The following is a 19,788-nucleotide window of genomic DNA, read 5'->3' as shown; positions in this document are numbered from 1 at the left end:
ACCGGACCGTCGGCTCACCCGCTCACCCCGAGGGGACGGCGTTGCCGGGAACGGTCTCCGGCGCGTTCGTGGGACTCGGTGGCGCGTCGGTCTGCCCGGGATCGGGTTCCCGGGTCGGTTCCGGTCCGGGCCCCGGGCCGGTCTGGCTCCTGACACCGACCGTGATCACGATCGTCGCACCGGGCCGGGCACAGGCGCCGGGCGCCGGGCTCTGCGCCAGCACCATGCCGTCCCGGGCCGGGTCGGTGACCAGTCGCGCCCGGCTCCGTACCGCGAAGCCCGCACCGCCCAGCGTGTTCGAGGCGTCGGTCGCGCCCTGACCGGTCACCGGTGGCACCGGGACCCCGTACCGGGAGACGACCAGCGTCACCGCGCTGCCCGCAGAGACGCTCGCGCCCGCGCCGGGGGTGCTGGCGAGCACCTGTCCGGCGGGCTGTTGCGAGCAGCGCCTGCCGACCCCTCCGACGACGAGCCCGGCCCGCGTCAGCGCCGCCTGGGCCTCGCGCCTGGCGAGACCGATCAGGGTGGGCACCCGGGTCCCCGCGGACACCTCCAGGTCGACCCTGCCCTCCCTGGACAGCGCGGTCCCGGCGACCGGCGAGCTCCCGACCACCTGCCCGACGGGCCGGTCGGAGGAGACGCTCCTGACCGTCCCGGGGACCAGCCCGGCCTTCTTGATCAGGGCCGCCGCCTCGGAACGATCCAGTCCGACGAGCACGGGCACGACCACCGTGGTCACCGGGGGCGGCAGCGGCGAGGACCTGACGCCCTCGGCGCGCGGGGGCCCGGCCGAGGGCCGTGGAAGGCGGCCGGGCGAGGGGCTCGTCCTGTCCGGCCGCGGCGTGCTCTCCGTCTGCGGGCCGACCTCCACCACGGGGAGGGCGGAGCGGTGCCGCGGGTCCGGCGGGGCCGCACCGCTCAGCGCCGGGACCAGGACCCCCACCAGCACGGCCGCGCTGATCAGCAGTGCCCCGGAGACCGCGACCGAGGCCCTGGTGGCCGCCCGGCCCGGATGGGTCCTGGGCTCGTCGGACTCCCCGTCGCCGAAGGACGCGAACCGGCCGGACCGGCCCGGCGGGATCGGTGGGCCCGGCCGGGAGAGGCGGCCGGAGGAGAGGGAGGCCGCCCGGGAGGGGCCGGACGAGAACCCGTCCGAGGAGAGACCACCGGCCGAAAGGCCCTCGGACGGGAGGCTCTCGGACGGGACCGGGGGGACCGGCGGTGAGGAGAGGGCGACCGGGCCCATGAGACCGGACCCGTCCGACCTGACGGACCTGCCGGGACCAGCGGACCCTCCGAAGGAGGCCGCCCGGCCGGGGAGGGCCCCGGCGCCGAGCACCGACCGGTTGACGTCGTCGCCGAGCAGCGCGAGCAGCAGCTCCCGGCTGTCGGGCCGGTTGCGGGGGTTCTTGTCCAGGCAGTCGGCCACCAGCGCGCCCAGCAGCCCGTCGAGCCGTCCCAGCTGCGGGGACGCGGTGAGGATCCGGTTCAGCACGGCCGCTATGGAGTCCTGGCCGAAGGGGGCGTGGGCGTTGGCGGCGAAGCACATCGTGGCGCCCCAGGCGAAGACGTCGGCCGCCGGGGCGATCTCGGCGCCCTCCACCTGCTCCGGCGCCATGTAGGCGGGGGTGCCCGCGCCGCGTCCGCTCTGGGTGGCCGCCGCGTCGAGCGCCCTGGCGAGCCCGAAGTCGATGACCCGGGGCCCGTCGGGCCCGAGCAGCACGTTCTGCGGCTTGAAGTCGCGGTGCACGATCCCGGCCCGGTGGATGGCCGCCAGCGCGGTGGCCGTGCCGATGGCCAGGCGCTCCAGCCTGCCTCCCTCGTGGGGACCGCTGACCGCGACCTCGCGGTGCAGCGACGGGCCGTCGACGTACTCGCTGACGATGTAGGGCCGTTCGCCGTCCAGCCCCGCGTCGATCACCTGGGCCGTGCAGAACCGGGCCACCTGCTTGGCGAGCTCGACCTCGCGCAGGAAGACCTCCGAGTCCTCCCCCAGCGAGCCGTGCAGGAGCTTGATCGCGTAAGGCTCCGAACCGGTGTCGGGGCGCACCCCGACATAGACCACCCCCTGGCCTCCCTCTCCGAGGCGCCCGATGATCTCGTACTCACCGAGCGTCGCCGGATCCCCCGTCTTGAGCGGCTGCGCATACGGCACGCGAGCCTCCCCTCGCCGCCACCCTTCTCACTCAAGAAGAAGGATCGCCCAGAGTCAACGGGGATGAAGGTCTTGTGTCCCTCACCGTGACACTCATGTGATGCTCAGGCCAGGACAAGACATGGCACACCATCCGAATCGCCCTGGAGGACGGCCGGCCCCCGGGCGGGCGCGGTCCGGCCGCCGTTCCGCCGGCAAGGGCGTCACCGGCACGACGGCCGCCCCCGGCACCCCCGGCACCCCCGGTGCCCCCGGTGCCCCCGAGGAGACGGCACGGCGACGGTGTCGGGTTCGAGGTCCCCCTGGAGCGTCCCGCCGAGGAGGTCGTCCCCGCGATGTGCGGACGCCGCACGGACGCCGCGGGCCGAACCGGTAGCCTGGCCGGGTGCTCGAAGAGATCAAGGCCACCCGTTACGTGACGCCCCTGCGCGAGGGCGGCTCGCTCCCCGGGATCATGGAGGCGGACGACCTCGGCACCCACGTCGTGAAGTTCCGCGGCGCCGGGCAGGGCCGCCGCGTCCTGGTCGCGGAGATCGTCTGCGCCGGGCTGGCCCGCCGCCTCGGCTTCCGCACGCCCGAGCTGAAGGTGATCGACGTCGATCCGCAGCTGGGCGCCCGCGAGCCCGACGAGGAGATCCAGGACCTGCTCAAGGCCAGCGAGGGCAACAACCTCGCGGTCGACTTCCTGCCGGGCGCGCTGGGCTTCGAGCCGCTCACCCGGCCGCCGGAGGCCGGCTTCGCCTCCCGGCTGCTCTGGTTCGACGCGCTGATCCACAACGTCGACCGCAGCTGGCGCAACCCGAACCTGCTGCTCTGGCACGGCGACACCTGGCTGATCGACCACGGCGCCGCGCTCTGGTTCCACCACAACTGGCCCGCCGCCGACCCGCTGCGTCCCTTCGACGCGGACGACCACGTGATGGCCCCCTTCGCCACCCGCCTGGACGAGGCCGACGCCGAGCTCAGCGTGACGATCACCAGGGACCTGCTCGACGGGGTGGTGGACGACGTGCCCGACGAGTGGCTTGAGGACGAGCCGGGGTTCGACGGCGCCCAGGCCGTGCGGCAGGCGTACGTCGACCACCTGCTGACCCGCGCCCAGGGGCCGCGCACCTGGCTGCCCCGGCCGTCCGGTCAGGGCCCCCGGCAGGAACGAGAGAAGGGGACCGGCTCGGTGGGCGCGTTCTGGAAGGACAACCGGTGAAGGACGTCTACGAGTACGCGGTCATCCGGGTCGTCCCCCGGGTGGAGCGCGGCGAGCTGATCAACGCCGGCGTGCTGCTCTACTGCCAGCCCCGCGGCTACCTGTGCGCCCGGGTCGAGCTGGACGAGGCACGCCTGCGCGCCCTCGACTCCGGCGTGGACCTGGACGGGGTACGCGACGCGCTCGGCGCCTACCGGCTCTCCTGCGACGGCGAGGCCGGGCCGCTGGCCGCCGAGCCCCTGGGCGGCCGGTTCCGCTGGCTGACCGCGCCGCGCAGCACCATCGTGCAGACCGGGCCGGTGCACGCCGGGCTCACGGCCGACCCGGAGGCGGAGCTGGAGCGCCTGGTGGCCCACCTGGTCCGCACTCCCTGAGAGCGTTCCCGAAGGGGTCCCGCGACCGGGTCTTCGTACGGGTCCTCACGCGGAGGTCTTCACGCGAGGTCCTCATGCCCGGGTCCTCATGCCCGGATCTTCATGTCGGGGTCTTCGCGCGGGCCGGGCGTCACGAGGGCCCGGGACGGGAAGTCCGAGCGCGGGAAGGCTCAGAAGAGCACCGACATGAAGGTGCCGACCTCGACGAAGCCCGCCCTGCGGTAGGCGGCCCTGGCCGGGGCGTTGTAGTCGTTGACGTACAGCGAGACCACCGGCGCGAAGTAGTCGAGCGCATGGTTGATCACCGCGGCCATCCCGGCCACCGCGTGGCCCCGGCCGCGCAGGTCGGGATGGACCCACACGCCCTGGATCTGGCAGACCTGCGGCGTCACCGCGCCCACCTCGGCCTTGAAGACCACCCTGCCGCCCTCGATACGGGCGTAGGACCTGCCGATCCTGATCAGCTCGGCGACCCGGGACCGGTAGAGCGCCCCGCCGTCCCCGGCGTCCGGGGAGACGCCCACCTCCTCGGTGAACATCGCCACGCAGGCCGGCAGCAGGATGTCGAACTCGTCCGGCCGGACGCGCCGTACCAGCGGGTCCGGCGCGACGGGGGACGGCTCGGTGGCCACCATGACCGGCTGCGCCCAGCGGATCGCGCGGGCGGACCCCCAGTAGGGCTCCAGCCGCTCCCAGAGCAGCTGGACCGCCTCGGCGGGGCCGACGATCGAGGAACAGCGTCGGCCCTGTTTGCGCGCGCGGTCGGCGAAGGCGTAGACGGCGTCCGTCCCGGCGTTGACCGGGACAAGGTTCGCCCCGGCGTAACAGACGGAGGTCAGGCCGCCGCGCGGCCCGAATCCCCACATCTGGCCACCGAGCCTGGCCGGATTGAGCCCGACCGAGCGGACCCTGGAGGCGACGAAGACGTTGCCGACGGGGTCGGTGTCCAGAAGCGCCAGGACCTCGTCCCGATCGTTGTCGTCGAGCACGCGCGACGCCGTTGTGCGCAGCATCACGTGCTCAGCCTACGCGACCCCCTCGATTTTGGCAGGAACCGACACAGAGCGACTCATCTACTGCTCAGGTGACTCCCCGGTACCGCGTGACCGGCGGGCACCCGCATCGGGACGGACGCGCCCGCCGGGACCGGGGCGGGGACTCCGGGGCACCGGGCGTCGGGAGCGCCCGCGCTCCGGCGGCCTCCACCGGGCAGCGTGCCGTCCCGGAGATAGGCGGCCAGGCGCCGGTCGACGCAGGCGTTGCCGTTGAGCGCGACGCCGTGGTTCCCGCCCGGCACGGTCAGCAGCCGGGAGGTGCGCAACAGCTCGCGCATCCGCAGCGCTCCCTTGTACGGGGTGGCGGCGTCGCGCTCACCCTGGATAAGCAGGACCGGCGGCAGGCCGTCGCCGCCGCGCACCTGCACCGGGGTGCCGCCCCGCTCGGGCCAGAACGCGCACGGCGCGTTGTACCAGGCGTTGGGCCAGGTCAGGAAGGGAGCACGGGCGTTGGCCCTGGTCATGTCGGTACGCCAGCGCGCCCAGTCGCGCGGCCAGGGGGCGTCACGGCACTCCACCGCGAGGTAGACCGCGTAGCTGTTCTCGTCCTTGGCGTCGTTCTCGGCGTGCTTGCGGTAGGCGCCGAGCAGCGGGGCCGGGTCGCGCCGCTTGACGTAGGCGGAGAACGCCTTGGCCAGCTGCGGCCACACGGCGTCGGAGTAACCGCCGACGGTGTAGATGTCGTCGAGTTCGCTCGGCCCCACCACTCCCTGGGCCGGGCGGCCGGCCAGCCGCTCCCGCATGGCGTACCAGGCCGCCGAGACCGCCCTCGGGGTGGTGCCGAGCCGGTAGACCGGGTGGTGGCGGGCCACCCACCTCAGGAAGTCCTCGTGCCTGTCCTCGAAGGCGATGCTCTGCGCCAGGTTCGAGCGGTACCAGACGTCGCGCGGGTCCACCACGCTGTCCAGGACGAGCCGCTTGAGCCGGTCGGGGAAGAGCGTGGCGTAGACCGCGCCGAGATAGGTCCCGTACGAGTACCCCATGAAGCTGATCTTCGACTCGCCGAGGGCGGCCCTGATCATGTCCATGTCCCTGGCCGAGTTCTCGGTGGTCATGTGGGGCAGCATCCAGCCCCACCGGGTGCCGCACGCCTCGGCGTACTCGCGGGCGCGTTCGAGCAGCACGCCCTCCTCGCGCCGGGTGTCCGGGACCTGGTCGGGGCGGGGCGCCCGGTAGAACGTCCGCGAGTCCGCGCACGTGAGGGCGGGGTCGCTGGCCCCGACGCCGCGCGGGTCGAAGCCGACCACGTCGAACCGGCCCGCCACCCCCTGCGGCAGCCCCGCCACGACCGCCTTGGCCAGGTCGCGGCCGGACGCGCCGGGACCGCCCGGGTTGACCAGCAGCGTGCCCAGATGACCGCGGGAGGCATGGCCCCTGATCCGGTTCAGGGCGATGCCGACGGTCCGGGACGGGTCGTCGTAGTCGAGCGGCACCCTGAGCGTGGCGCACTCGGTCCGGACGGGCCGCGCCCCGGGCAGGACTGCGGTGAGATGGGCCCTGCCGTCCCGGCACGGCCCCCACACCAGCGCCTGCCTCTGCTGAGCCGCTGTCGGCGCCTGCCTCTCGGAGGCCGCCGCTCCCTGCGGCACCCCCAACGCGGCGACCAGCATCCCGATGCCCGCGGCAATTCCGGCGACCCTCTTCTTCACTGTTCCGATCCCCCCACTCGTACGGCAGAGGCGATGGTCTCCCGCTCGGCGGCACGATCACCCGTGACACAACCGGATGCCTGCCAAAGTGTAGTCAGATGATTGCTAAGTGTAACGGTGAGGTGGGTGACGACACGGAACGCCTGCCGGGAGCGGATCCCGGGCACGGGAGGGCGGCGGGATCGTCGGGAACGGACGAGGCTCCGGGCCGCAGGGCCCGCGTACACCCGGCGACGTCCCCGGAGGGTCAGTCAAGGCCCACGGGCCCGCGGAACGAGAAGGGCCCGCCAGGACGAGAGCCGGGCGGGCACCGAACTAAGCACTGAAGGAACGCGGGAGGATCGAGCGGGGGCGGCCCGATGGGCACGAGCCCCGTCGGGCAGGGGCGCGGGCCGCGCCCCTGCGGACGTCTCAGCCGACGACCACCTGGGGTCCGGTGGTCTCCTCGTCGTCGAGGTCGACCTCCACGCCCATCGCCTCGGCCAGGCGCAGCGCCTCCTCGATCAGGGTCTCCACGATCTGCGACTCGGGGACGGTCTTGATGACCTCTCCCTTGACGAAGATCTGGCCCTTGCCGTTGCCGGAGGCGACGCCGAGATCGGCCTCGCGGGCCTCACCGGGACCGTTGACGACGCATCCCATCACCGCGACGCGCAGCGGGACCTTCAGCCCCTCCAGGCCGGCCTGGACCTGCTCGGCCAGGGTGTAGACGTCCACCTGGGCGCGCCCGCAGGAGGGGCAGGAGACGATCTCCAGGCCGCGCTCGCGCAGGTTGAGCGACTCCAGGATCTGGTTGCCGACCTTGACCTCCTCGACCGGCGGGGCCGACAGCGACACCCGGATGGTGTCGCCGATGCCCTCGGCGAGCAGGGCGCCGAACGCCACCGCGGACTTGATCGTGCCCTGGAAGGCCGGGCCCGCCTCGGTGACACCCAGGTGCAGCGGGTAGTCACAGCGGGCGGCGAGCAGGCGGTAGGCCTGGATCATCACGACCGGGTCGTTGTGCTTGACGGAGATCTTGATGTCGCGGAAGCCGTGCTCCTCGAACAGGGAGCACTCCCACAGCGCCGACTCCACCAGCGCCTCGGGGGTGGCCTTGCCGTACTTCTGCAGCAGGCGCGGGTCGAGGGAGCCGGCGTTGACGCCGATCCGGATCGGCACGCCCCGGTCGGCGGCGGCGCGGGCGATCTCACCGACCTTGTCGTCGAACTTCTTGATGTTGCCGGGGTTGACCCGGACGGCCGCGCAGCCCGCGTCGATCGCGGCGAAGACGTACTTCGGCTGGAAGTGGATGTCGGCGATCACCGGGATCTGCGACTTCCTGGCGATGATCGGCAACGCGTCGGCGTCGTCCTGGGACGGGACGGCGACCCGGACGATCTGGCAGCCCGAGGCGGTCAGCTCGGCGATCTGCTGGAGCGTGGCGTTGATGTCGGCGGTGACCGTGGTGGTCATCGACTGGACGGAGACCGGCGCGTCCCCGCCCACCGGGACGGAACCGACCATGATCTGACGGGACGTGCGTCGCTCGGCGATCGGCCTGGTCCTTACGGACGGGATTCCTAGAGCAACAGAAGTCATTTTCAGCCCTTGAGAGTGGACGACGCTCACCAGTCTAGGCAGTCCCGGTGAGCTCGCGTGCCCGTATCCTCGCCCACGCGTCCGCGTCGAGCACCTCGGCCACCGAACCGGCCTCGGTGACGGTGTGCTCGGTGACCACCGAGGCCACGGTGTCGACGATGCCCAGGAAGGGCAGGCGCCCGGCCAGGAAGGCCTCGACGCAGACCTCGTTGGCGGCGTTGTAGACGGCCGGGGCCGTGCCCCCGGCCCGGCCGACGTGCCGGGCGAGCGCGACCGCGGGGAACGCCTCGTCGTCGAGCGGCTCGAACGTCCAGGTGTGGGCGGCGGTCCAGTCGACCGGCCGGGCTGCGTCCGCGACCCGCTCGGGCCAGCCGAGGGCCAGCGCGATGGGCAGGCGCATGTCGGGCGGGCTGGCCTGGGCGATGGTCGAGCCGTCGACGAACTCCACCATCGAGTGGATGACCGACTGGGGGTGGACGACGACCTCGATGCGGTCGAAGCCGATGTCGAAGAGCAGGTGGGCCTCGATGACCTCCAGCCCCTTGTTGACGAGTGTGGCGGAATTCACCGTGATGACCGGCCCCATGGACCAGGTGGGGTGGGCGAGGGCCTGCTCGGGGGTCACCTCCGACAGGTCCGCGCGCGGCCTGCCCCGGAAGGGCCCGCCGCTGGCGGTGACCACCAGCCTCCGTACGGCCCGCGCGTCCGGGCCGCCGGGTCCGGCCGCCCACAGGCACTGGGCCAGGGCGGAGTGCTCGGAGTCAACCGGGATCAGGCTGCCGGGCTTGGCCAGGCGCTTCACCAGCGGCCCGCCCACGATCAGCGACTCCTTGTTGGCGAGCGCGAGCACCCGTCCCGCCTCCAGCGCGGCCAGCGTGGAGGTCAGCCCGAGGGCGCCGGTGATGCCGTTGAGCACGATGTCGGCGGGCCAGGCGGCGGCCTCGGTCACCCCCTCGGGGCCGGCCAGCACCCGCGCGTCCACCCCGTGCGCGGCCAGGGCGGCCCTCAGCCCGGGCACCGCCGAGGGGTCGGCGACGGCGACCACCTCGGGCCGGAACTCGGCCGCCTGGCGGGCCAGCAGGTCGACCCGGCCCCCTCCGGCGGCCAGGGCCGCCACCCGGAACCGGCCGGGGGCACGGGCGATGACATCGAGGGACTGGGTCCCGACGGAGCCGGTCGAGCCCAGCAGGACGACGGAACGGACGGTGTCTGGTTGCACCGCCCCATTCTCCCGGCTGTGACGGCACTGTCGAATCGGCCGGACCCGGATTCCCGGATCACCCGGACCCGTCACCCGGACCCGCGCGATCACCGGGACCTGCGGGACCTGCGTGATCGGCGCGGCCCGCGGGACGTGCGGCCCGGGAGGGCGGACGGACCGTTCCGGCGGACCGGATCGGCGGGTGATTCTGTGATTTCTGAAACTCACGATAAAAGGGAATATTTAAGTCTGAATCTCCCTATATCAATACTTCGGATTTTGAGAAATGCATATGTACCGCCCGTTAGCGTCCCGGACAGCACCGAACTCGGGAGGTATGTATGCGGCGCAATGCACGATTTGTCCCTGTCCTTGACCTGGTCGCGGGGGGCACCCTGCTCTCCACGGTGATCGCCTCAGGCGCCATCGCCGCCACCGGCACGGACGCCGGTACGGACACCGCCAGGGCCACCGGCACGGCCCTGAGCGCCGGCGCGGACAGGGGCACGGCCGCACCGGGCACCACCGGGAGCACGGCCCGGGGCACGGGAGACAGGACGGGCGACAGGACGGGCCGCACCGGTACGGCACGCGCCGTCCCCGAGCCCGTCGAGAGGGAGGCGGCCGACACCACCGCCGAGCAGCGGAGCGTCAGGCGCTACTGGACCGAGGCGAGGATGGAGGCGGCCAAACCGCTCGCCGCCCTCGTCCCCAAGAAGGACGGCGCCCGGCTCACCGCGGCGGCGACCCGGGCCCAGGCCGCGGCCGACCCCGTCTCCGTACCCGCCACCACACCGGACGGCGAGACCGTCACGGCCGTCCGCGGGACGGCCGCCCGCCCCTCCAACGGCGCGCCGTGGACCCGCGGCGGGGCGATCACCACGACCACGGGCCGGGTGTTCTTCACCTACCAGGGCCGCAACGCCTCCTGCTCGGCGAGCGCGGTGACCAGCGAGAACAGGAGCACCGTGATCACCGCGGGACACTGCGTGCGAATGGGGGGCGCCTTCCACGGCAACTGGGTCTTCGTGCCGGGGTACCGCAACGGCGAGCGGCCCCACGGCACCTGGGTGGCCACCACGCTCTACACCACCCCGCAGTGGAACAACAGCGAGGACGTCAACCACGACGTGGCCTCCGCCGTGGTGGCGCCGCTGAACGGCAGGTCGCTGACCGACGTGGTCGGCGGCCAGGGGATCTCCTTCAACCAGCAGCGCCGCCGGCAGATGCACTCCTTCGGCTATCCCGCGGGGGCCCCGTACGACGGCTCCAAGCTCGTCTACTGCGCCGGCCGCGCGTTCGACGACTTCATGATGACCCGCGACCTCGGGCTGAACTGCACCATGACCGGCGGGTCGAGCGGCGGCCCCTGGTTCCTCGACTTCGACGAGGGCACCGGGTCGGGCACCCTGAACTCGGTGAACAGCTTCAAGTACGGCTTCGCCGCCGGCTGGATGTTCGGGCCGTACTTCGGGACCGAGGCCCAGGCCGTCTACGACGCCGCGCAGACCACCGGCACCCCCTGAGATTCACCAAAAGTAACTACAAGAACACCCGGGGTAGTGCAAAATCGGATCCCATGACCCCGAGCCTCCCCCTGCTTGCGGCCGTCTCGCTCGTCGTCGGCCTGCTGAGCGCCCCGGTGACCGGCGCCACGGCCACCGGGCGGCCACCCCTGGACCGGACAGCCCCCGCGCGGGCGGCCGTCGGAGGGTCCCCGGCGTCCGGCGTTCCGGACGTGGCCGGGCGGTCCGGCGTTCCGGACGTGGCCGGGCGGTCCGGCGTTCCGGACGTGGCCGAGCACGTGCCCGTCCACACCGCCGCGGAACGGGAGCGTGTGCTCGGCTACTGGACCCCCCGCAGGATGGCCGCGGCGCTCCCCCTCGACCCGCTCGCGAAGGTCACCGGGGTGCTCCGGCGCCTCTCCGCCACGGCCGGGGCACGGCTCGTCCCCGCCCGGGGGCCGCACTCCCCCGTCTCCGGCGCCGTCACTCCCGGTCCCTCCGGTACCGGCTCCACCGGAACCGGGACCTCTGAGACCGGAGCCTCTGAGACCGGAGCCGCCGGAACCGACACCGCGGGGACCGGTGCCGTCGGAGCCGGTGCCGCCGAAGACGACACCGTCGGAACCGGTGCCGCTGAGAACGGCGCCCCCGTCACCCGGGCCGGCACGACCCGCGCCGCGACGTCCCGCGCACCCGGGGCTCCGGGCACCCCCGGTGCCCACGGCGCTCCCGGTGCTCCCGGTGCTCCCGGTGCTCCCGGGGGGCTCGCCCTGCCGTCGCGTACCGCCGGGGCCCGCTGGACCGGGGGCGGCATGGTGGGGCGGACCACCGGGCGGGTCTTCCTGACCATCGGCGGGAGCGATTTCGTGTGCTCGGCCAGCTCGGTCAGGAGCGCCAACAGGGACCTGGTGGTGACCGCGGGCCACTGCGTCAAGGACGGCGCCGGCGCGTGGGCCGACAACTGGACCTTCGTCCCCGGCTACGCCCAGGGCCGCCGCCCGTACGGGCAGTACACCGCGCGCCGCATGTTCGTCGCGGGCCCCTGGTCGCGCAAGGGCGACGACAGCCACGACATCGGCATGGTGGCGGTCGGCACCAGTGGCGGCAGGCACCTCGGCGACGTCGTGGGAGGCCAGAACATCGCCTTCGGCACGCCCAGGGGACGTCCCACCAGCGGTTTCGGCTTCCCGGCCGACACCCCCTACGACGGCGAGCACCTGGTCTACTGCGCGGGGCCGCTCCGCGACGACCCCAACGGGCAGACCACCGGCCAGGGCATGCGCTGCGACATGACCGCCGGATCCAGCGGTGGCCCCTGGCTGACCGGGTTCGACGCCTCCACCGGCCGCGGCACGATCGTCTCGGTCAGCAGCTTCAAGTACAGCGACGACCGCCGCACCATGTACGGCCCCTACTTCGGCGGCTCCGCCAGGGACCTCTACGTCGCGGCGGGCAGGGCCTGAGCCGGTCGCGGCCCGCTCCGCGCTTCCCGTCCGGACCCGCCCGAAGGGCCGCCGAAACCACGACCGCTCAGAGGGTCAGCCCGGTGAGGACCATGACCTTCTCGTAGGTGAGGTCGGCGATGGCCGAGCGGATGCCCTCACGGCCCACGCCCGAGTCCTTGACCCCGCCGTAGGGCATCTGGTCCGCCCGGTAGGACGGCACGTCGCCGATGATGACACCGCCGACCTCCAGTTCCCGGTTGGCCCGGAAGGCGATGTCCAGGCTGCGGGTGAAGACCCCGGCCTGCAGCCCGTAGCGGGAGTCGTTGACCGCGGCGAACGCCTCGTCCACGCCGGAGACCCGCTGGACGATCATGACGGGGCCGAAGACCTCCTCGCGGGAGACCTTGGCGTCGGCCGGCACGTCGGCCAGGACGGTCGGCGCGACCGTGGCGCCGTCACGGGTACCGCCGGTCAGCAGGCGGGCGCCCGCGGAGACGGCCTCGCTGACCCAGCGCTCCACGCGTTCGGCGGCCTCGACCGAGACCAGCGGGCCCACCTGCGTCTTCTCGTCGGCCGGGTCACCGGTCACCAGGGCCTCTACGGCCGGGACGAGCCGGGCCACGAAGTCGTCGTGCACCGACTCCTCGACGATCACCCGCTGGACGGCGATGCAGCTCTGGCCGGCCTGGTAGTTGGAGAACAGCGCGATCCGCGAGGCGGCCCAGTCGAGGTCGGCGTCGGCGAGCACGACCGCGGCGGCGTTGCCGCCGAGCTCCAGCGTCACGTGCTTGCGCGGCACCTGATCCATGATCGCGTACCCCACGGGGGCCGAGCCGGTGAAGGAGACGACCGGCAGGCGCGGGTCCCCGGTCAGCGTCCCGGCCCGGTCGTTGGGCACCGGGAGCACCGAGAACATGCCCTCGGGCAGGTCGGTCTCGGCCAGGATCTCCCCCAGCACCAGGGAGGAGACCGGCGTCGCCGGGGCGGGCTTGAGGACGATCGGGACACCGGCCGCGATGGCCGGGGCCACCTTGTGCGCCACCAGGTTCAGCGGGAAGTTGAACGGGGTGATGCCCAGCACCGGGCCGTACGGGACGCGCGAGACGTAGGCGAGGCGGCCGGCGGAGGCGGCCTCGGTGTCCAGGCGGACGGTCTCCCCGCTCAGGCGGCGGGTCTCCTCGGCGGCGAACCGGAAGGTGGAGACCGCGCGGCCGACCTCGCCGCGGGCCCAGAAGACCGGCTTGCCGTTCTCCGCGGTGATCAGGCGGGCGATCTCGTCGGCCCGCTCGGCCAGGCGGCGCGAGACGTGCGCGAGCGCCTCGGCCCGTACGTGGATCGGGAGCGCGGCCGCCTCCTTGCGCACGGCCGCGGCCGCGGCCACGGCCTCCTCGACCTGCTCGGGGGTCGGCACGGAGCAGACGGCGACGACGCGGCCGTCATGCGGGTTGGTCACGGTGAGCTCGGCGTCGCCCGTGACGGGGCGGCCGGCGAGCCAGAAGGGGCGCACGTCCATACCCCGACGCTATGTCACCGGTGGGCGGGCGGCTCTGCTCCACTCCGCACAACGGACCCGTGACCGCGCGCCGTTCCGCATAAAAACCGCTGTGTGCCCGCCCTGTAACGAAAACGCCTGCATTTAAGGATATTCCTCATAGGGGCCGGTTTGAATGATCTTCACTGTGGCTAAGTCACCGGATGGACCCCAGGAGCGGAAGGGCGTGGGCGCATGATCCCCTCGGCGCCACGCGGCCTTCAGGGCGCCTACCTGGTCGGCGAGCGGGCGTCACAGGACCGGTTGCGGATGCGGCTGCTCGACGTCGCCAGCCAGCTGCTCGTCACCATCGGCCCGGAGAGCCTGTCGATGCGCCGCATCGCCACCGAGGCGGGCTGCTCGACGACCGTCATCTACACGATGTTCGGCAGCAAGGAGGGCCTGGCCGAGGCGCTCTACCTGGAGGGTTTCGAGCGCTTCCGGCGTCGCCTGGAGGCCGTGCCCCCGCGCAAGAACGCCCTGGAGCACCTCACCGCGCTCGGTCCCGCCTACCGGGAGGCGGCGCTGGCCGAGCCCGGCTACTACGCCCTCATGTTCGAACGCGCCATCCCCGGCTTCGTGCCGAGCGAGCGGGCCAGGACCCTCGCCCGCGCGGCGCTGAACATCGTCGATCGGGTGATCGCCGACTGCATGTCGTCCGGGTACATCGTGCCCACCCAGCCCAGGAAGATCGCCGACGCCGTGTGGGCCGCCGCCCAGGGCGCGATCAGCCTGGAACGTGCCGGGCACCTGCGGGACGGCGGCACCTACGAGGCCGTGCTCCAGGCGGTGATCTCCCGGTACATGATCACTCCTCGCCGTCCCTGACGTCCGGCCGGGGCGCCGTGACGGCCAGGGCGACCCAGAGCTCGGCGCGGACGGCGGGGTCGTCCAGGTCGCGGCCGACGAGATCGGCGACGCGGCGCATCCGGTAGCGCAGGGTGTGGCGGTGCACCCCGAGCCGTTGAGCCGCCGCGTCCCAGTGGCCGTTGCACTCCAGGTAGGCGCGGAGCGATCCCAGCAGGTCGGCGCGGGAGCCGTGCCCGACGAGCGGGGCGAGCAGCGCCGAGGAGAACGCCGCCGCCGTACCGGGGTCGATCAGGGAGAGCAGTCCCTGGCCCGCCAGGTCGGTGAAGCGCATCACCGGCGTGGTGCCGCGTCCGGCCGCGGCGAGCGCCCGCTCGGCCCGGACGAGACCGGCGCGCAGGTCGTCCGGGCCGGCCGCGTCGCCGATGCCGACCGGCCCGTGCCCGCCCAGCACCACCGCCCCGGCGTCCGCGGCCGGGGCGGGCACGATCAGCACCACCCTGCCGGCGCCGGTCGCGTCCCGGTCGGCCGCGGCGAACCCGCCGGTCACGGCCTCCGCCGCCTCCAGCACCGCCTCCAGCACCGCCACCGGCCCCGCTCCCGACACCGCTCCCGACACCGCTCCCGCTCCCGGCACCGTCCCTGTCACCGCCCTCGGCCCCACCCCCGTCCTCGCGTCGGCCGCCGCTCCCGGTCCTGCCCCCGGCACCGTCCCCGTCGCCATGTCCGTCACCATGTCCGTCGCCGCCCCCGTCGCCATGCCCGTCGCCGCCTCCGGCCCGGCGGGCGTGACGAGCACGGCCAGCGGCCCGCCGGGAAGCCCCTCCCCCAGCCGCTCCAGGGTCTCGCGTCCCGCCTCCACCTCACCGGCCAGCAGCAGCCGCAGCACCGCGGAGCGGACCCTGCGCTCCGCGGCCACGTGCTCCCCGCCGTGCTCGACGGCGAGCGTCAGCAGCGACCCGGCGGCGTTGACCACGGTGTGCGCGACCGGGGTGAAGGGCCGGCCGAGGCCGACGGCGAGGAATCCCCTGACCCGGCGCGCCCCGAGCGGCCGTACGACGATGTGCTCTCCCGGCGAGGACAGGGCCAGGCTGGTGGGCGCGCCACGGCGGCCGTCCCTGAGCCGTTCCAGCTCCGGGCCGAGCTCCCCGGCCGCGGCCGTCGCGCCCCGGCCCGCCGCGTGCCGCACCGCCCCGGCCCCGTCCAGCAGGACCGCCCAGCCGCCGAGTTCCCGGGCGAGGCGGTCGATCACCGCGCGCGGGCCCTCCGGCCGCAGGGCGGCGCGGGTGAGGCGGCCCTGGGTCGCGAAGGCACGGCTGAGCTCGTCGTACTGCTCGGCGGCGATCAGCTCGCTGACCGCCTTGCCGATCGCGACGAACGGGGTGTCACGCGGCACCTCGACCAGCGGCAGCCCGGCCCGCACGGCGGTCTCGACCAGCGCCGCGGGGATCACCTCGTGGCCGAGCCCGGTGCCGAAGCCGAGACCGGCCACGCCCCTGGCGACCAGGCGCTCGACGTAGCGGGCGGCGTTCGCGGCGTCCAGGCGCATGCCCGTGGTGAGGACCAGCTCGTCGCCCTCCAGGAACGGCGTGGGGTCCTCCAGCTCGCTGACCGCCACCCAGCGCACCGGCCGGTCGAGCGCCTCCCGCCCGGCGAGCACGTCCAGCCCCAGCGACGGCCGCCGTACGACGGTGCGCAGCGTCGGCGGCACGGCCACCCCCGTTTGTACGTTATGTAGAACAGCGTCCCGGCAATTTTGCCATAGTGCATCATCGGCACCCCGACATCGGCGACATACGTTCGCAGGATGAGCACCGTCACCAGCACCGCCGGTCAGGGCGGCCCCTCGCTTCCGCAGGAGCGCCGTCTCGTCACCGAGATCCCCGGCCCGAGGTCCCGCGAGCTGTTCGCCCGCAAGCGGGCCTCCGTGCCACCGGGCATCGGCACCACGCTGCCCGTCTTCGTGACGCACGCCGGCGGGGGTGTCGTCGTCGACGCCGACGGCAACTCGCTGATCGACTTCGGTTCCGGCATCGCGGTGACCGGCGTCGGCAACGCCGCCCCGCGCGTGGTCGAGCGGGTGCGCCGGCAGGTCGCCGACTTCACCCACACCTGCTTCATGGTCACCCCGTACGAGTCGTACGTGCGGGTCGCAGAGGAGCTGAACCGGATCACCCCCGGTGACCACGAGAAGCGGACCTTCCTCCTCAACAGCGGCGCCGAGGCCGTGGAGAACGCGGTCAAGGTGGCCCGTCACGCGACCGGCCGTCAGGCGGTCGTCGTCTTCGAGCACGGCTACCACGGCCGGACCCTGCTCACCATGACGCTGACGGCCAAGAACATGCCCTACAAGCACGGCTTCGGCCCGTTCGCCCCGGAGGTGTACCGGGTGCCGCTGGCCTACCCGTTCCGCTGGCCCACCGGCCCGGAGAACTGCGCCGAGGAGGCCGCCGCCCAGGCGATCGACAAGATCACCAAGGAGATCGGCGCCGGGAACGTCGCCGCCGTGGTGATCGAGCCGATCGCGGGCGAGGGCGGTTTCATCGAGCCCGCCCGGGGGTTCCTCCCGGCGATCCTGGAGTTCTGCCGGCTCAACGGCATCGTCTTCATCGCCGACGAGGTCCAGACCGGCTTCTCCCGTACCGGCGACCTGTTCGCCTGCGAGCACGAGGGCATCGTGCCCGACATCATCGTCACCGCCAAGGGCATCGCCGGCGGCCTGCCGCTGGCCGCCGTCACCGGCCGCGCGGAGATCCTCGACAGCGTCCACGTGGGCGGGCTGGGCGGCACCTACGGCGGCAACCCGCTCGCCTGCGAGGCGGCGCTGGGCGTGCTGGAGACCATCGAGGCCGAGGACCTGACCGGCAGGGCCCGGCGGATCGGCGAGACCATGCTGCCCCGGCTGCGCGCCCTGGCCGAGCGCAACCCGGTGATCGGCGACGTACGCGGCCGGGGGGCGATGATCGCCATCGAGCTGGTGGTGCCCGGCACCACGGACCCGCACCCCACCGCGGCGGCCGAGATCGCCGCGAGGTGCCACGCCGAGGGACTGCTCGTGCTGACCGCGGGGACCTACGGCAACGTGCTGCGTTTCCTGCCCCCGCTCGTCATCCCCGACCACCTGCTGGAGGAGGGACTGGCGATCCTGGAGAAGGCGGTGAACGAGACGTGACGGTTTAGACCCCACCAAAAGGGGCACCCGGCTTGACGCCCGGTGCCCCTTTTGCCGTTATACGGCCTGCATGCAGGCCGTGATTTAACCACCGCTTGACACCGGCCACAGCGATCACGGGTCATGACCGCGTTATAACGGTTCCGATGTGAAAGTGCGCGATCAAGACAGAAAACGTGTCGACCTCCTCCCCACGGCCGCACCGGGGAGCAGCTCGAGGTCTCCACACGGAGGGATTCAGATGAACTGGGGGCCGACCAGAACGGCACACGTGACGATGACCTTCGACCCTGAGGGGCTGACCCGCACCCAGCGTGAGGGCGACGCCTGCGTGGCCTGCCACAAGAAGTGGCCGCGCCCGCGGATCAGGATCGGCCGGCTGCCCGACGGCACGGCCCTGTTCGCCTGCCCGGAGTGCGCCGACGCGCTGCTCCCGCAGCAGGGCGACAACCACTCCCGTCCCCGCCGCGCCGCCTTCTTCTGACGACGGCGAGGCGGTGACGGCACCGTACGCAAAGGGGTCTCAGGCGACCAGGAGGGAGGCCCCGGCCACCGAGTCCTCGGCGACCCCGGGGACCCCGTGGACCTCGGGGACCCGGGCGACCCCGGTGACCCCGGCGGCCTGCTCGCGCATGCCCCACGGTGAGCCGTAGGCGTTGAGCAGTTCCAGGAAGGGCACCGCGTCGAAGGCCTCGGGCCCGAGCACCCCGGTCCCCGACCAGACGCCGGTCGCCAGCAGCTCCAGGGCGACCACGGGGTGCACGGCCGTCTGCCAGACCACTGCCTGGCAGCCGTACTCGCGCATCGACCACTCGTTGTCGACCACGTGGTAGAGGTACACCTCGCGCGGCGCGCCGTCCGGGCCCGTGCCCTTCACCCAGGTCCCGGCACAGGTCTTGCCCCGCATCCGGTCGCCCAGGGTGGCCGGGTCCGGCAGGCTGGCCGCGACCATCTCGCGCGGCGACGCCTCCACCCCGCCCACCCTGATCTTGCCCGCGTTGTCCAGTCCCAGCTTGCGCAGCATCTTCAGCACCCCGATGAACTCCTCACCGAGGCCGTACTTGAACGTCACCCGCCGGGCGTCGATGTAGCGCGGCACCAGGAGCACCTCCTCGTGCTCGACGTTGACGCACTCGACCGGCCCGATCCCCTCGGGGAAGTCGAACACCTCCGGCTCGCTGAACGGCTCGGTGGTGTGCCAGTGGCCGTCCTCCCAGACCACCGGGGGGTTGAGGCACTCCTCGATGGTCGTCCAGATGGAGAACGTCGGGGCGAAGTCGTAGCCGTCGACCACCAGGTTGGACCCGTCGCGGATGCCGATCTCCTCGATGTCCCGGAACAGGTGGTCGGCGGCGTAGCGCGCGAAGACGTCGGCCAGACCCGGTTCCACGCCCATGCCGACCAGCGCCAGCCCGCCCCGCTCCCGCCACGCCGCGCCGCGCGCGAACTGCTCGTCGCCGAGCTTGACCCCGGGCAGCTCGTACGGCCTGCGCGGGTGGGGGCGCGACAGCGACATCGCCATGTCCAGGTAGCCGGCCCCGGCGTCGAGCGCCGCCTCGAACAGGGACATGGTGAACCGCGGGTCCACCGCGTTGAACAGCACGTCACAGCGGTGCTCGGCGAGCGCGGCCCGCACCGCCGCCCGGTCGGAGGCGTCCAGTCCGATGGCGCTGAAGCGCGGGTCCGCGATCCGGGCCACGACGGCGGCGGCCCGGTCCCGGTCGAAGTCGGCGACCACGATGTGTTCGAAGAAATCCCGGCGCGCGGCGATGGGGACCACGGCGGAGCCCACGCCGCCCGCCCCGACAAGCAGAATCCTCATAACGGACATAATACTCACTGACTGGTCGACCAGTCGATAGAGAATTCATGATCCAGGCATCGGATCCGCGCCCAGAATGGATCATGACAACGGAAAGCGTCGTCCCGGCCCGCCCGCGAGGACGGGAACGGAGAAGGGCCCCTTCGCGCGATCTCGGCCCGGAAGGACGGCCCTTGCCCGAAGGACGGACCCGATCCGGGAGGACGGACCCGGCGCAGGAGGACGGACCCGGCCCGGGAGGAAGGGTCAGGAGAAGCGGACCCGGCCCGGGAAGAACGGATCCGGGA

General features: G+C 73.1%; 15 protein-coding genes. 7 read left to right on the top strand and 8 right to left on the bottom strand.

Annotated elements, in window-relative coordinates; all coding sequences use genetic code 11:
• Positions 1–22: 22 nt before the first annotated feature.
• Complete coding sequence (locus ACIBCT_RS36375) at positions 23–2,155, bottom strand: PASTA domain-containing protein (protein WP_399196543.1); 2,133 nt, start codon at positions 2,153–2,155, stop codon at positions 23–25.
• Positions 2,156–2,540: 385 nt separating this feature from the next.
• On the opposite strand from ACIBCT_RS36375, the gene ACIBCT_RS36370 reads away from it, so the two are divergent.
• The gene (locus ACIBCT_RS36370) at positions 2,541–3,359 is read left to right on the top strand and encodes a HipA family kinase (RefSeq protein ID WP_399196542.1); all 819 of its coding nucleotides are present in this window, start codon (positions 2,541–2,543) and stop codon (positions 3,357–3,359) included.
• Positions 3,356–3,733, top strand: a complete 378-nt coding sequence (locus ACIBCT_RS36365) for a DUF3037 domain-containing protein (protein ID WP_399196541.1) — start codon at positions 3,356–3,358, stop codon at positions 3,731–3,733. The genes ACIBCT_RS36370 and ACIBCT_RS36365 overlap by 4 nt, the downstream gene beginning before the upstream one ends.
• A 170-nt stretch (positions 3,734–3,903) precedes the next feature.
• Here ACIBCT_RS36365 and ACIBCT_RS36360 read toward each other — a convergent pair whose 3' ends face one another.
• From ACIBCT_RS36360 to dxr, 4 genes are all read right to left on the bottom strand, one after another.
• Entirely contained in the window at positions 3,904–4,746 is an 843-nt protein-coding gene (locus ACIBCT_RS36360) for a GNAT family N-acetyltransferase (protein WP_399196580.1), read from the bottom strand.
• 56 nt (positions 4,747–4,802) lie between these two features.
• Positions 4,803–6,437 (bottom strand): alpha/beta hydrolase, encoded by a 1,635-nt coding sequence (locus ACIBCT_RS36355; protein WP_399196539.1) that lies wholly within the window; start codon positions 6,435–6,437, stop codon positions 4,803–4,805.
• Between the two features lie 411 nt (positions 6,438–6,848).
• Entirely contained in the window at positions 6,849–8,018 is a 1,170-nt protein-coding gene (gene ispG / locus ACIBCT_RS36350) for a flavodoxin-dependent (E)-4-hydroxy-3-methylbut-2-enyl-diphosphate synthase (RefSeq protein ID WP_344906688.1), read from the bottom strand.
• A 34-nt stretch (positions 8,019–8,052) separates the two neighbouring features.
• On the bottom strand, positions 8,053–9,237 hold the full coding sequence (dxr, locus tag ACIBCT_RS36345) for a 1-deoxy-D-xylulose-5-phosphate reductoisomerase (RefSeq protein ID WP_399196538.1): 1,185 nt from the start codon (positions 9,235–9,237) through the stop codon (positions 8,053–8,055).
• Positions 9,238–9,560: 323 nt separating this feature from the next.
• On the opposite strand from dxr, the gene ACIBCT_RS36340 reads away from it, so the two are divergent.
• Positions 9,561–10,745 (top strand): trypsin-like serine peptidase, encoded by a 1,185-nt coding sequence (locus tag ACIBCT_RS36340; RefSeq protein ID WP_399196537.1) that lies wholly within the window; start codon positions 9,561–9,563, stop codon positions 10,743–10,745.
• Positions 10,746–10,798: 53 nt separating this feature from the next.
• Positions 10,799–12,187, top strand: a complete 1,389-nt coding sequence (locus ACIBCT_RS36335; RefSeq protein ID WP_399196536.1) for a trypsin-like serine peptidase — start codon at positions 10,799–10,801, stop codon at positions 12,185–12,187.
• A 67-nt stretch (positions 12,188–12,254) separates the two neighbouring features.
• Here ACIBCT_RS36335 and ACIBCT_RS36330 read toward each other — a convergent pair whose 3' ends face one another.
• The gene (locus ACIBCT_RS36330; protein WP_399196535.1) at positions 12,255–13,682 is read right to left on the bottom strand and encodes an aldehyde dehydrogenase family protein; all 1,428 of its coding nucleotides are present in this window, start codon (positions 13,680–13,682) and stop codon (positions 12,255–12,257) included.
• A gap of 213 nt (positions 13,683–13,895) precedes the next feature.
• Between ACIBCT_RS36330 and ACIBCT_RS36325 the strand changes: the two genes are divergently transcribed.
• Positions 13,896–14,528: a TetR/AcrR family transcriptional regulator gene (locus ACIBCT_RS36325; RefSeq protein ID WP_344906703.1), complete on the top strand. Its 633-nt coding sequence runs from the start codon at positions 13,896–13,898 to the stop codon at positions 14,526–14,528.
• Here the strand turns inward: ACIBCT_RS36325 and ACIBCT_RS36320 are convergent.
• Positions 14,509–16,224, bottom strand: a complete 1,716-nt coding sequence (locus ACIBCT_RS36320) for a PucR family transcriptional regulator (RefSeq protein WP_399196534.1) — start codon at positions 16,222–16,224, stop codon at positions 14,509–14,511. The two genes, ACIBCT_RS36325 and ACIBCT_RS36320, sit on opposite strands and share 20 nt — an antisense overlap.
• Before the next feature lie 90 nt (positions 16,225–16,314).
• Here ACIBCT_RS36320 and gabT point away from each other — a divergent pair, with 90 nt between their 5' ends.
• Together gabT and ACIBCT_RS36310 are read left to right on the top strand one after the other, a co-directional pair.
• A complete protein-coding gene (gabT, locus tag ACIBCT_RS36315; protein WP_399196533.1) occupies positions 16,315–17,679 on the top strand; it encodes a 4-aminobutyrate--2-oxoglutarate transaminase in 1,365 nt (454 codons plus the stop codon).
• Between the two features lie 241 nt (positions 17,680–17,920).
• Positions 17,921–18,163: a hypothetical protein gene (locus ACIBCT_RS36310; protein WP_399196532.1), complete on the top strand. Its 243-nt coding sequence runs from the start codon at positions 17,921–17,923 to the stop codon at positions 18,161–18,163.
• Between the two features lie 39 nt (positions 18,164–18,202).
• On the opposite strand, the gene ACIBCT_RS36305 is transcribed toward ACIBCT_RS36310, so the two are convergent.
• Positions 18,203–19,501 carry a saccharopine dehydrogenase family protein gene (locus tag ACIBCT_RS36305; protein ID WP_399196531.1) on the bottom strand — a complete coding sequence of 433 codons (1,299 nt, stop codon included), beginning with the start codon at positions 19,499–19,501 and terminating at the stop codon, positions 18,203–18,205.
• Positions 19,502–19,788 lie beyond the last annotated feature (287 nt).

The sequence above is a fragment of the Streptosporangium sp. NPDC050855 genome (assembly GCF_044456585.1).
Classification (GTDB): Bacteria; Actinomycetota; Actinomycetes; order Streptosporangiales; family Streptosporangiaceae; genus Streptosporangium; species Streptosporangium longisporum.
This window is presented reverse-complemented; position numbering and strand designations above follow the sequence as displayed.

Bases quoted from the DNA above. Each gene is read 5' to 3' on its own strand.
- ACIBCT_RS36325 (WP_344906703.1), top strand. From the start codon at position 13,896: ATGATCCCCTCGGCGCCACGCGGCCTTCAGGGCGCCTACCTGGTCGGC.
- gabT (WP_399196533.1), top strand. From the start codon at position 16,315: ATGAGCACCGTCACCAGCACCGCCGGTCAGGGCGGCCCCTCGCTTCCG.
- ACIBCT_RS36310 (WP_399196532.1), top strand. From the start codon at position 17,921: ATGAACTGGGGGCCGACCAGAACGGCACACGTGACGATGACCTTCGAC.
- ACIBCT_RS36335 (WP_399196536.1), top strand. From the start codon at position 10,799: ATGACCCCGAGCCTCCCCCTGCTTGCGGCCGTCTCGCTCGTCGTCGGC.
- ispG (WP_344906688.1), bottom strand. From the start codon at position 8,018: ATGACTTCTGTTGCTCTAGGAATCCCGTCCGTAAGGACCAGGCCGATC.
- ACIBCT_RS36340 (WP_399196537.1), top strand. From the start codon at position 9,561: ATGCGGCGCAATGCACGATTTGTCCCTGTCCTTGACCTGGTCGCGGGG.
- ACIBCT_RS36305 (WP_399196531.1), bottom strand. From the start codon at position 19,501: ATGAGGATTCTGCTTGTCGGGGCGGGCGGCGTGGGCTCCGCCGTGGTC.
- ACIBCT_RS36330 (WP_399196535.1), bottom strand. From the start codon at position 13,682: ATGGACGTGCGCCCCTTCTGGCTCGCCGGCCGCCCCGTCACGGGCGAC.
- ACIBCT_RS36360 (WP_399196580.1), bottom strand. From the start codon at position 4,746: ATGCTGCGCACAACGGCGTCGCGCGTGCTCGACGACAACGATCGGGAC.